At 70.7% G+C, this 12,431-nt stretch carries 9 protein-coding genes; 5 read left to right on the top strand and 4 right to left on the bottom strand.

Going from position 1 to position 12,431, the window contains the following annotated elements:
- The first annotated feature begins 225 nt into the window (after positions 1-225).
- Both AB0O48_RS23725 and AB0O48_RS23720 read left to right on the top strand, forming a co-directional pair.
- Positions 226-3,576 carry a S8 family peptidase gene (locus AB0O48_RS23725; RefSeq protein WP_365068390.1) on the top strand — a complete coding sequence of 1,117 codons (3,351 nt, stop codon included), beginning with the start codon at positions 226-228 and terminating at the stop codon, positions 3,574-3,576.
- Between the two features lie 141 nt (positions 3,577-3,717).
- On the top strand, positions 3,718-4,374 hold the full coding sequence (locus AB0O48_RS23720) for a DUF998 domain-containing protein (protein WP_365068388.1): 657 nt from the start codon (positions 3,718-3,720) through the stop codon (positions 4,372-4,374).
- 4 nt (positions 4,375-4,378) lie between these two features.
- Here AB0O48_RS23720 and AB0O48_RS23715 read toward each other — a convergent pair whose 3' ends face one another.
- The 3 genes from AB0O48_RS23715 to AB0O48_RS23705 form a co-directional block, all read right to left on the bottom strand.
- Positions 4,379-4,879, bottom strand: a complete 501-nt coding sequence (locus AB0O48_RS23715; protein ID WP_365068386.1) for a DUF2231 domain-containing protein — start codon at positions 4,877-4,879, stop codon at positions 4,379-4,381.
- Between the two features lie 285 nt (positions 4,880-5,164).
- Positions 5,165-6,205, bottom strand: a complete 1,041-nt coding sequence (locus AB0O48_RS23710) for an SEC-C domain-containing protein (RefSeq protein ID WP_365068384.1) — start codon at positions 6,203-6,205, stop codon at positions 5,165-5,167.
- Between the two features lie 73 nt (positions 6,206-6,278).
- Positions 6,279-7,109: an NAD(P)H-binding protein gene (locus tag AB0O48_RS23705; RefSeq protein WP_357571011.1), complete on the bottom strand. Its 831-nt coding sequence runs from the start codon at positions 7,107-7,109 to the stop codon at positions 6,279-6,281.
- A 103-nt stretch (positions 7,110-7,212) separates the two neighbouring features.
- On the opposite strand from AB0O48_RS23705, the gene AB0O48_RS23700 reads away from it, so the two are divergent.
- Complete coding sequence (locus tag AB0O48_RS23700; protein WP_357571010.1) at positions 7,213-8,139, top strand: AraC family transcriptional regulator; 927 nt, start codon at positions 7,213-7,215, stop codon at positions 8,137-8,139.
- A gap of 78 nt (positions 8,140-8,217) precedes the next feature.
- The gene (locus AB0O48_RS23695) at positions 8,218-10,287 is read left to right on the top strand and encodes a phosphocholine-specific phospholipase C (RefSeq protein WP_365068382.1); all 2,070 of its coding nucleotides are present in this window, start codon (positions 8,218-8,220) and stop codon (positions 10,285-10,287) included.
- A 165-nt stretch (positions 10,288-10,452) separates the two neighbouring features.
- Here AB0O48_RS23695 and AB0O48_RS23690 read toward each other — a convergent pair whose 3' ends face one another.
- On the bottom strand, positions 10,453-11,289 hold the full coding sequence (locus AB0O48_RS23690) for an aldo/keto reductase (protein ID WP_365068380.1): 837 nt from the start codon (positions 11,287-11,289) through the stop codon (positions 10,453-10,455).
- A gap of 763 nt (positions 11,290-12,052) precedes the next feature.
- On the opposite strand from AB0O48_RS23690, the gene AB0O48_RS23685 reads away from it, so the two are divergent.
- On the top strand, positions 12,053-12,400 hold the full coding sequence (locus tag AB0O48_RS23685; RefSeq protein ID WP_365068378.1) for a hypothetical protein: 348 nt from the start codon (positions 12,053-12,055) through the stop codon (positions 12,398-12,400).
- Positions 12,401-12,431: the final 31 nt, after the last annotated feature.

Below are 12,431 nucleotides of genomic sequence, written 5' to 3'. Positions count from 1 at the left end.
TCGGAGGGGGATGTGCGCTTTATTCACAATGTGCTGTTCTGGACGAGGTGGGCGGCAATCGAAACGTCATCGAACCGAGCCGGACGGTGACACGCTGCGGAAATCCGGGCCCCACCAGCGGAAAAACCTGTCGTCGGGAACCTTCGAAGATCACGTACTCGTGCATATGATCTTGCGGGAAGTCGCCCGAAGAGGCGCTTTCGTCCACATTAGACGAGGAGCAGCATGCTCAGGACAACACGGTGGCTGTTGGCCGTCGCCGTCACGGCCACGACGCTGACCGCCCTACCGGGCGGCACGGCCACGGCGGGACCCAGCGGCATCGGCCGGACCGGCCCACCCGCCACCTCGATCGACGGCAAGACCCACACCGTCACCCTGCTGACCGGTGACGTGGTGACCGTCCGCAGCACCGGCTCGGGATGCCCGCACGCCACCGTCCGACCGGCCGACGAGAACGCGGTGATCCGCCAGACCTGTGGCCCCGACGGTCACCTGCACGTCATCCCCGCCCGGGTCGCGTCCCAGATCGGCGCGGTCCTCGACCCCGACCTCTTCGACGTCACCACGCTGATCGCCGACGGGTACGACGACGACAACGCCTCGGAGCTGCCGCTCATCGTGCAGCCCGCCACCGCGACCGCCCGGGTCGCCGCGCTCGGTGACGTACTGCCGCTGCCCAGCATCGGCGCGGTGGCCGGCCGCGTACCCAAGAAGAGCCCGGCCACCGCGAAGCTGGCGACCAACTCGCTGACCGCCGGCGCGAAGAAGGTCTGGCTCGACCGCAAGGTCCGCGCCACCGCGCTGACCGGCGGCGGGCAGCAGCGGGACCTCGACCACAACCTGGGCCAGATCTCCGCACCCGAGGCCTGGAAGTCCGGCTACACCGGCGTCGGCGTCCGGGTCGCGGTGCTCGACACCGGCGCCGACTTCACCCACCCGGACCTGGTCGGCCGGGTCACCGACCGGTCCGACTTCACCGCCGAGGGCGGTGACGCCGTCGACCACAACGGCCACGGTACGCACGTCGCGTCGACGATCGCGGGCACCGGCGCGGCCGCGCACGGGCAGCGTCGCGGCGTGGCGCCGGACGCCAAGCTGGTGATCGGCAAGGTCCTCGACGACCACGGCTCCGGCGCGGACTCCGGGATCATCGCCGGCATGGAGTGGGCCGCCGCCCGAGCCGACGTCATCAACATGAGTCTCGGTGGCACTGACCCGGACGACGGCAACGACCCGCTGTCGCTCGCCGTGGACGGTCTGAGCAAGCAGACCGGCGCGCTGTTCGTCATCGCCGCGGGCAACAGTGGCGGGGCCATCTCCTCGCCCGGCTCCGCCGCCAGCGCCCTGACCGTCGGCGCTGTGGACCGCAACGACGAACTCGCCGACTTCTCCAGCCGCGGGCCGCTGGTCACCAGCAACGTGGCCAAGCCCGAGCTGGTCGCGCCCGGTGTCGACATCGTCGCCGCGCGGGCCGCCGGCACCAACCTGCAGGACCCGATCGACAAGCACTACGAGGCGATCAGCGGCACCTCGATGGCCAGCCCACACGTCGCGGGCGCCGCCGCGCTGCTCGCCCAACGGCACCCGGACTGGACCGGTGCGCAGCTCAAGGCGGCCCTGGTCGGCGCCGCCGACCCGCTGACCGGCATCGACGCGTACGCCGTCGGCGCCGGCCGGCTCAACGCGGTCCGCGCCCTCGGTGGCCCGACCAGCAACCAGCCGGTGGTCAATCTCGGCACGTTCGCGTACCCGCAGTCCGGGACCAGCGAGGCGACGCTGAGCTGGACCGGCGCGGCCACCCCGGCGACGACGGTCCTCGACCTCGACGTGGCGGTCGTCAACCACGACGGCCAGCCGGTGCCGCGCGGCGCGGCGTCGCTCTCGACGAACCGGGTGACGGTCAGGCGCGGCAGCACCGCCGGGGCGACCCTGCGGGTCAACCGCGCGGCGCTGGCCACCCGGCCGGGCTTCTACCTCGCCACCGTCACCGCCCGCACCGGCCGCAAGGTGGTCGCGACCACGCCGGTGAGCTTCTACGTCGAGCCGCCCAGCTATGACCTGACGATCCACACGAAGCCGTTGTCCGGTCTGAAGGACGGCGCGGAGAGCTGGATCAACCTCGCGATCACCAACCTCACCGACCCGGTGATCTACTACGGCGGAGCGGGCGGTGCGCCCGGCGACGACTTCACGCTGCGGGTACCGGCCGGCCGGTACTCGGTGCTCGGCGCCTCGGTCGCCTACTACGTGGACAGCGACGTGCTGGAGACGACGCTCATCGGCGAGACCGACCTGAACGTGACCGGCAACCGGAGCGTGACGCTCGACCCGGCGCGCGCCAAGCCGGTGACGGCCACCGTCGACGGCGTCGCCACCACGGCCACCAAGATTGATTTCACGAACGTGCAGACCGCGTCGAACGGTCTGTCCTGGTGGAACCAGATCAGCGGGTACGGGACCGCGACGGCCGTGCGAAGTTCCGCACTGCCGAAGCCCGGTGTCGGATCGCTGCGCAGCTGGGCCGCTGTCAACCTCGGCGCACCGGCCGGCACGGCGAAGCCGTACCGCTACAACCTCGTACACGAGTACCCGAACGGTGTGCCGGCCGATCCGGCGTACCGGGTGAACGCGGCGGAGCAGGCGAAACTCGCCCGGATCGAGGAACGGTTCCACCAGGCCGACTCGGAGGGGATGGTCACCCAGCTCATCCGCAGCGGCTTCACTCCGGACGGGGTGCCGGTGACGGAGACCCACGAGGGCAACCTGCCGCCGTACCGCACCGACTACCTGTCGCCCGGCTACCTCTGGGCCGACGAGGGCGTCTACGGTGGCCTGTCGGCCCAGGAGGCGCCCCGCAGCTACCAGCCGGGCAGCCAACAGGCCAAGGTCTGGGCGCGGCAGCCGCTGCACTCCGGCTGGTACGACGACCCGGCCGGCGCCGGCCACAGCTGCGCCACCGCGCCGTCGCGGACCCGGGGCAACCTGCACATCGACCTGGTGACCCTCACCGACCAGCACCAGCGGGCCGACTGCCTGCAGGGCGACTCGATCGGCGTGAACCGCACCCTGTCGTTGTACCGCGACGGCAAGCTCGTCGACGAGCGGAACCGGCCACTCGCCGACTTCACCGTGCCGCAGCGGATGGCGGACTACCGACTGGACCTCGACGTCGACACGAGCCTGATCCTGCCGATCTCGACGAAGGTCAACACCTCCTGGACGTTCCGGTCCGCCGGGCCGGACGGGACGGGGAGCGTGCCGTTGCCGCTGCTCGCGCTGGACTACGCGTTGCCCATGGACACCACCAACCACGTCACCGGCGCGACCGCCGAGTTGGCCGTCCGGCAGGCGCACGGCGTCAAGGCGCAGAGGGTGACGTCGTTCCAGGTCTGGACCTCGACCGACGACGGCGCCACCTGGACGTCGGCCCGGGTCACCGCGAGCGGCGACAGTTACCGGGTCGCCCTGCCGAAGGCCAGCGCCGGGCAGGCCGTCTCGCTGCGGGTGAAGGCCGCCGCGAACGGAGGTAGCGGCATCGACCAGACCATCATCCGGGCGTACCACGCCGGCTGACGGTCACCGCTGCTGGTGCGGCCCGAGCTCACGGCCGGGCCGCACCAGCACCCCGCCGGATTCGCCGCCGGGCAGTGTCGATCCGGGGTGGCCCCGTTCGTCGTGACGGTGAAACGTGACGCCGATCCGAGAGGTACGCCCATGACGTCCCGGACGACCGTCCCCGAGACCCGTCTTCGTCCAACCCGGCTCCTGCTGGGCTGCGGCACGATCGCCGGCGTTCTCTTCCCCGCCCTGTCGTTCGGGCAGGCGTTCACCCGATCCGGATTCGATCTGCGCCGGCACGCGCTGAGCGCGCTCACCCTCGGTGACCTCGGCTGGTTGCAGGTCCTCGCGTTCGCGGGCACCGGCGTGCTGGCCGTCGCCTTCGCGGTGGGCCTGTGGCGGGCACTGCGCCCGGGGCCGGCCGCAACGGTGGTGCCGGTGCTGGTCGGCGTCTACGGGGTGGCGATGGTCGGCGGCGGATTCTTCGTCCCCGATCCCGCGCTCGGCTGGCCGCCCGGTGCCCCGCGTGGGTTGCCCGAGCAGGCCAGCACGGGCAGCATCCTGCACACGGTGTGCGGCGGGGCCGCGTTCCTGTCGCTCATCGCGGCCGGGCTGCTGATCGCCCGACGCTTCGCCGCCCAGGGCCACCGGGGATGGGCGCTCTACAGCGCGGCCAGCGGTGCCGTCGCGTTCGTGCTCACCGCCCTGCCCTGGAGCGAGGAGAGTGCGAGCATCCGCTTCGCCGTCGGAGCGGTGCTCATCTCCGGCTGGCTCGTCGCGGTGTCCTGGCGGGTACGCGACGAGGTGGCCTGAGGGGTCACTGTCCCTCCCAGACCGCCTTCGCGCCGGAGTCGCCGGTGCGGACCACGTAGTACACGGCGATGCCGGCGGCCACCACCGACAGCACCTGCAACGCCACCGTCAGCGCGCGGCCGGGCCGCCGGTCGTCGGTGGCGCTCGGGTCGGCGGAGCGCGGCGGGACGAACCGGACCAGTGCCAGCGTCACGATCGCCAACAGGAGGGTCGCCCAGAACGTGATGTCGCCGAACTCCTGGTGCGCCTCGATCTTCGGGAGGAACTCCGGGGTGATCCGGTTGGCCTTCTGCAGGCGCTCGAAGAAGGCTTCCCCGGAGAGCTTCGCCAGCAGGGCGGCGACCGGCGCACCCACGGCGAGCAGCCCCAGCACCCACCGGGTGTGTGGCCGGATCGGCGCGACGAGCGCGTAGCCGACCGTCAGGAGGGCCAGCAGCGGGACGAACACGACCGCGGCGTGCAGCACCAGAGGGTGGGCGGGGATGCCCATGAACTCCTCGAACATCGGCGTCTCCTCGGGAGGCGTCAGGTGGACGTCGATCGTCCAGAGATGGACCGTAGCGGTTCAGCGGTCGCGGCGCAGTATCGGCTTCAGCGGTCGCAGCGCAGTACGGCCAGGTCGACAGCCTCAGCCATCGCCCGCATGCCCCTGTCGTTCGATGGACGCCCACCCGCTCGGCACTGGCGGCCCAGGTGACCGTGAAGTGCTGCTGGTCGCGACTCGCCACCGGAGCCGGACCCCGGCCGCAGCCGGGATTATGTCGCAGCCGGACGACACCGACGCCCCCGGCTACCGGGAGCGCGGCAGGCAGTCCTTCTTGTACTTCAGGCCCGAGCCGCACCAGCACGCGTCGTTGCGCTCCGGCGGCCAGGCGATCCGCGCGCTGGGTCGCGCCTGCACCTCGGCCGCGTACCCCGCCCGGACCGCCGCGTCGCCCGGGTCACCGTCCCGTTGACCGGCGAACGCGTTCAGTCCGTCCACGGTGGCGCGGAACACGCCCAGCCCGGCCTGACCGGCGTCCCTCAGCCGGACCAGCTCCTTCTCCAGCCGGCCCCGATGCGCGTCCCAGTCCGGCCCGTACACGTCGCTGAGCGTCGCGTGCTCGGCGAGCAGCCGATCGAGTTCGGCCCGAGGCCAGAAGAGCAGGTCCGACTCCGCGTCCCGACGCTCTCCGGCCCGGCGCACCAGCTGGGCCTCCAACCGGTCCGCCAGGTCGTCCTGCCGATCGTGCGGCAGGTTCAGGTTCCGGCGTACCCGGTGCCGCTGTTGCAGCAGGAAGAAGACGACACCGGGCGCGTCCGGCGGACCCAGATCGACCACCGGGTCGATCGTGGTGCTGGCCGGTCCGGACGCGGCGCTCGCGCGTTCGTTGAGCAGGGTGTCGACCGCCTCACTCAGCCAGGTCTCGGCGGTCGCCGAACGACCACCCGCGTCCAGCGCGGCGCTCACGTAGGCGGGGGCGTCGGGCTGCGTGAGCAGCGACGGGCGCAGCGCGGTCAACTCGGCCATCGCCTCGTCGTCGCGACCGCCGGCCCGGAACAGCGCCCGGGCCCGCAGCGTCCGGGCGACCCCGGCGCGCGGGTCGTCCCCGGACGGGTACGCCGCCAGGGCCTGCTCCGCGTAGCGCAGGGCGGCCTCGGGTCTCGCCCGGATCTCGGCGATCTCGGCGGCCAGGGTCAGGGCGTCCCCGGCGTCGTCCGGATCCTCCAGCCGACCCTGCTCCGCCGCCTCGGCGACGTCGGCGGCGACACCCAGCGGGTCGGCCGTCCCGAGCGCCGAGCGGCGCAGCTCAGCCAGGTCAGCCTTGGTGAGTACGTCTCTTGTCGGCACGATCTCACCGTACGTCGGGGTGCTCCCGGTATGCGGGCAGATCACCCGTTACCCCGCTCGCACGCTCCCGGAGCTACGACCAGGCTCCGGCCGCCGCGGCCCGAGCGGCGTAGCTGTCGAAGTCGAGCGGATCACGTCCGAGAACCCGACGCACCCCGTCGGCCGGCTCGGCGAGATGTCCCGCCCGCATCCCGGCGAACAGGGCGTTCAGCGCCGTGGCGGTCTCCTCCGGGTAACCCTCGGCGAGCAGTTCGGCCTGGTACTGCTCCGCCGTGAGCTCCACGTAGCGCATCGAACGCCCGGACTCCCTGGCGATCGTCGCCACCGCCTCGGCGAAGGTGAGCGCACGCGGACCGGACAGGTCGTACACCTGTTCGTGGTGACCGGGTGACGTCAACAGCGTCGCGGCCACGTCGGCGATGTCCTGGGCATCGACGAACGGTTCCGGGGTGTCACCGATCGGCAGGGCCAGCCGACCGTCGAGCAGCGGTTGGCGAAACAGGTCCTCGCTGAAGTTCTGGCTGAAGTTGTTCGGCCGGATGATCGTCCACCGGACGCCGGACTTCCGCACCGCCTCCTCCGCGGCGACCATGCCCGGGGAGAAGTCGCTGACCCGGTCGATCCCGCGCCCGGACAGCGCCACGAAACGGCCGACACCCGAGTCGACCGCCTGTGCCACGAAGCCGGGGGCCAACGCGGGGTCCTCCGGAGCCAGCAGATAGACCCCCGAGACTCCGTCCAGGGCCGGTCCCCAGGTGGCCTGCCGCGACCAGTCGAACCGCACCTCACCGGAGCGGGAGGCGGCCCGGACCTGCTGACCCGCCGCCCGCAGCGTCCGCACCAGCCGGCGACCGGTCTTGCCGGTCCCGGCCAGCACGAGGATCGAACCCGCGTCTGTCGTCATGGCTACCAGTCAACTCGGCCGCCGCGCACCGGTCCATGTGCTGTCGTACGCCGCGCATGTCCGATCGTCCGAGCCCGGTCGTCGGCGACCTATCGTCGATGTCATGGACCCGTTCGACAGTCTGCTGCGGGGCGTGCACGCCGAAGGTGCGGCCTTCGGCCGGTCGGTGCTGACTCCGCCGGGAGCGCTGCGGTTCACCGACGGCGCCCCACTGACGCTCTGTGTGCCCATGCGCGGCGAGGGGTGGATCTCCCACCCCGAGAGCGACAAGCCTCGCCTGGTCCGGGTCGGGGAGGCCGCCACCGTGCGCGGCCCGGCGCCGTTCGTCTTCTCCGCCGAGCCACGGTCGAGCTTCGAGCCGGGGGAGCTGCGGGACGTGCGGCGCGGTCACACCGGCACGTCCGCGCCGGCGGGCACGGATCCCGCCGACCGTCTGGTGCTGCTGGTCGGGGTGTACCACGTGCGCGCTCTGGTGCCCCAGCGACTGCTGAGCGCGCTGCCGCCGGTGCTTGTCGTCCCGGACGACCAGGACTGTGCCGCGCTACGCGACTACCTGGACGCGCAGCTCGACGCCTGTCGGCCCGGCCGGCAGGTCGTGCTGGACCGTCTCCTGGACTGGTTGTTGGTGTGCACGGTGCGGGACTGGTTCGACCAACCGGAGGCCGAGGCTCCCGGCTGGTACCGGGCGTTGGGCGACGACACCGTCGGTCCGGTGCTGCGCGCCATGCACGACGCGCCGGGCCGGCCGTGGACGCTGGCCAGTCTGGCCGCGCAGGCGGGAGTCTCCCGGTCCACACTGGCCACGCGGTTCACCGCGTTGGTCGGCGAACCGCCGCTGACCTACCTGACCGACTGGCGCATGACCCTGGCGGCCGACATGCTTGCCGACTCCACGGCGACGGTCGCCGCCGTGGCGAGACACCTCGGGTACGCGGACGCCTTCGGCTTCAGCGCCGCCTTCAAGCGGGTGCACGGGATGAGCCCGAGCGCGGCGCGGAGCCGGTCGTCGAATGGTCGTAAAACGAACTAACTACTGTCATCTGCCGTCAACCCGTCGACGATAGCGTCCGGTCGCCAGTTTCTCGACAGGTCGCACAAAGGCGGAGTTATGGGCACGGTAGATCGACGTACCTTCCTCAAGGCGATGGGCGCACCCGCGATCGGCGCGGCGCTCCCGCTGGACCTCAGCAAGGCGCTCGCCATCCCGGCGAACAACCGGACCGGCTCGATCAAGGACGTCGAGCACGTCATCATCCTGATGCAGGAGAACCGCTCCTTCGACCACTACTTCGGCACCATGCGCGGCGTACGCGGGTTCGGTGACCCCCATCCGGCGACACTGCCGTCCGGCAAGGACGTCTGGCACCAACCCAACGGCGACGACGAGTTGCTGCCGTTCCGCCCCGAGGTGAAGGATCTCGGTCAGACCTTCCTGCCGGACCCGCCGCACGGCTGGAACGACGGCCACGCCGCCTGGAACGACGGCCGGTTCGACGGGTGGGTGCCGAACAAGGGCGTCACGGCGATGACCTACCACACCCGCCAGGACCTGCCCTACCACTACGCGCTCGCCGACGCGTTCACCGTCTGCGACAGCTACCACTGCTCGCTGATGGGGCCGACCGACCCGAACCGCTATCACCTGTGGAGCGGCTGGGTCGGCAACGACGGCAAGGGCGGCGGCCCGGTCATCACCAACGCGGAGGCCGGCTACGACTGGTCGACGTACCCGGAGCGGCTGGAGCGCAACGGCATCTCCTGGAAGATCTACCAGGACGTCGGCACCGGCCTCAACGCCGCCGGGTCGTGGGGCTGGACGAACGACCCGTACATCGGCAACTACGGCGACAACTCGCTGCTCTACTTCCACCAGTACCAGAACGCGCAGCCCGGGACGCCGCTGGCCGAGAAGGCGAAGACCGGCACGGAGATCAGGACCCAGGGTCGCGACCCGGAGGCGCTGCTTGCCGACTTCCGCGCCGACGTCGAGGCGGGACGCCTGCCGGAGGTCTCCTGGATCACCGCGCCCGAGGCGTACACCGAGCACCCGAACTGGGGGCCGGCCTTCGGCGCCTGGTACATCTCGCAGGTCATCGACATCCTCGCCTCGAACCCCGAGGTGTGGAGCAAGATGGCGCTCTTCGTCACGTACGACGAGGAGGGCGGCTTCTTCGACCACGTGGTCCCGCCGACGCCCCCGCAGACCCGCGAGCACGGGCAGTCGACGGTCCCCACCACCAACGAGATCTTCCCGGGCGACGCCGACCACCCGGCCGGGCCGTACGGCCTCGGTATCCGGGTGCCGATGGTCATCGTCTCGCCGTGGACGCGGGGCGGCTACGTGAACTCGCAGCTCTTCGACCACACCTCACTGATCAAGTTCCTGGAGGCGCGGTTCGGGCACGGCCGCCCGGACCTGATCGAGCAGAACATCACCCCGTGGCGGCGCGCCGTCGTCGGTGACCTGACCACGGCCTTCGACTTCCGGCACCCGAACCGCTCGCGCGAGGTCAGGTTGCCCGACACCGACGACTTCAAGCCCGAGGAGCTGATCCGGCACCCCGACGAGGTGCCGGTCCCGCCGGCCGACCAGCGGCTACCGAAGCAGGAGCACGGGGTACGTCCGGCGCGCGCGATCCCGTACACCCTGCACGCCGACGCCCGGGTCGACGACGGCGCGCTCCGGATCGACTTCCGCAACTCCGGCAAGGTCGCCGCGGTCTTCCAGGTCCGCCAGGCCGGCAGCGCGGACGCCCCGCGCAGCTACACCGTCGAGCCGGGCAAGCACCTGACCGACACCTGGCCGGTCGAGTCGTCCTACGACCTTTCGGTGCACGGGCCGAACGGGTTCTTCCGCCGGTTCACCGACGGCCGGTCCCACCTCGACGTCACCCCCGCCTACGACGAGCGGGACTACAAGCTCGCCCTCACCCTCAAGAACCGCGGGTCGAAGCGGGTCGAGGTGACCGTCCGGGACGGATACAACTCCCGCCCGGTGAAGCTGTCCCTGCGCCCCGGCGAGACCGAGCGCGCGACGTGGGCGCTCGCCCGCACCCACGGCTGGTACGACCTGACGGTCTCCGTCGCGGGCGACGCCGACTTCGCGTACCGCTGCGCGGGTCATGTCGAAAACGGCAAGGACAGCATCAGCGACCCGGCGCTCGGCGGGCTCGTCTGAGCGTTCGTCCCGCCGACATCCGAGCGCCCTGGAACAGCCGGGCAATGTGGTGACGAGCGTGATGACTGTGCGGCATCAAGATGCCTGTGAGTCATCACGCTCACCACCGCGTCCGATCCCTCAGACGTCACGTTCCGTGGTCCAGGCCGAGCGTGGTCGGGGCGATCAGAACTCCTCGTACACCGCCGGGTCCTGGTCCGCGAGCCGCCCGTCCGGGCGGCCCAGCGCGGTGATGGCCTCGACCTGCGCGTCGGTGAGCTTGATGTCGAAGACGTCCAGGTTCTCGACCTGCCGCTGCGGGGAAGCGGCCTTGGGCAGCGGAATCACCTGACGGGCCACGTGCCAGGCGAGGATCGTCTGTGCCGGGCTGACACCGTGCGCCGTCGCGATCTCCACGACGACGGGATGCTCCTGCAGGTCGTTGCCGTGGCCGAGCGGGCTCCAACCCTGCACCAAAGTCCCGTGCTCCCGGTGGTAGTCGATCGCCTCCTGCTGCGGAAAGTACGGGTGCACCTCGATCTGGTTGACCACCGGGGCGACCCCGGTCTCGGCCACCAGCCGCTCGATGTGCTCCGGCAGGAAGTTGGACAGCCCGATGTGCCGGACCAGGCCACGCTCACGCGCCTCGATCAGCGCCCGCCACGCCTGCACGTACAGGTCGGTCTTGGGGTTCGGCCAGTGGATGAGGTACAGGTCGACCTGGTCGAGGCCGGTGCGGAACACACTCTCCTCAATGGTGGTCAGTGCCTCGTCGTAGCGGTGGTGCCGCCCCGGCAGCTTCGAGGTGACGACCAGCTCGTCCCGCACGTCACCCGCCGAACGTGCCGCCCGGCCGACCGCGCCCTCGTTCTCGTAGTTCACCGCCGAGTCGATCAACCGGTAACCCGCCCGGATCGCCTGCCCGATCGCGTCGACTCCGGCCGAGCCGTTCAGTCGGTACGTGCCGAGCCCGATCGCCGGCAGGGTGGTCCCGTCAGCTGCCGTGAGGTGGGGAATCGTCATGATTGGGACCCTACCCGCACGAGATGCGGGGCGACGGTGGCTCGATGTCGAGCACACGCGACGGGACGAGCACCCCGGGCGGCGCAGAAGACGGCGGGATTCAGCAGACGTGCGTCCGCCAACTCACCTTCGTCACGGTCATGGGAACGTAGAAGAATCCGTCACCAGGAGGAGCACAGTCCGTGCCGGTGAAGGTCCTCCCTTGGGTGGTGAACGACCAGCTAATCTCGGCGTTCCGGTTCGTGTAGTTGTAGTAGTTGAAACCCGTGATGTTGCCGCTCCACTCCGTGGTGGTCACCAGGGACGGAGTCGCCGTCGGAACCCCGTTCGGGTGATCCCAGTGGGGCCAGACGCAGAATGTGCCCGGCTGGCAATTCCCGGGCGGGTAGACGCCGGCCCCCGACTGGGGTGCCGCCGAGGCAGGGGGTGCAACAGCCAGCACACCTGCGATGACCCCGGCGATGGCGAAGGGTTTCAACAGCACAGCTACCCACTTCCATTGATGGGAATGAATTAACTTACGCTACCGCGGGAAAGTTGCACCGTCAAGAACCGGCCGCCGGCGGACCCGGCCGCCTCCGAGCGCCCCCGCGGCGCGGATGGCAGGCGACCAGTTCGCAGCCAGCCCTGCGTTCGGGACGCTCAGCGACAGCGCTCAGCGGCAGGTTGCTTGACACGGGGAACATAATCGATGCAAGTAAATCTTTCCCTGAGCTGATCGAGCTCCGGTCCCGTCCCTGAACACCGCTAGGAAGGGAAGCCCATGCGCAGATTTACCAGCCGAATCGCTGCGGGTCTCGCCGCCGCCTTGATCACCACACTGGCCGTGACGATGCCGGCGTCGCCCGCAGCCGCTGCCGAGACGCTCAAGGTTCCCGACACCGGCCTCGTCTTCTACCAGGCCTACACGCAGATCATCGTCGGCAGGCAGGCCACGCCCGACGGTATCTGCCGCCCGGTCCCGGCCGAGGCGATCTGGGCGATCGGCTGGAACGGCTTCGGATCCGTCTCTGGCTACCGGACGCCCGACTGCACCGGCGCTGCGTCCGAGCTCAACAACTTCCACAGCTGGCCGTACGAGGGCTACTACCTCTCCTACCGGGCGGGTTGACCAGCGTTCCCGGTGGTCGATCGCGCGAACT

It is taken from the genome of Micromonospora sp. NPDC085948, assembly GCF_040686315.1.
Classification (GTDB): domain Bacteria; phylum Actinomycetota; class Actinomycetes; order Mycobacteriales; family Micromonosporaceae; genus Micromonospora.
This window is presented reverse-complemented; position numbering and strand designations above follow the sequence as displayed.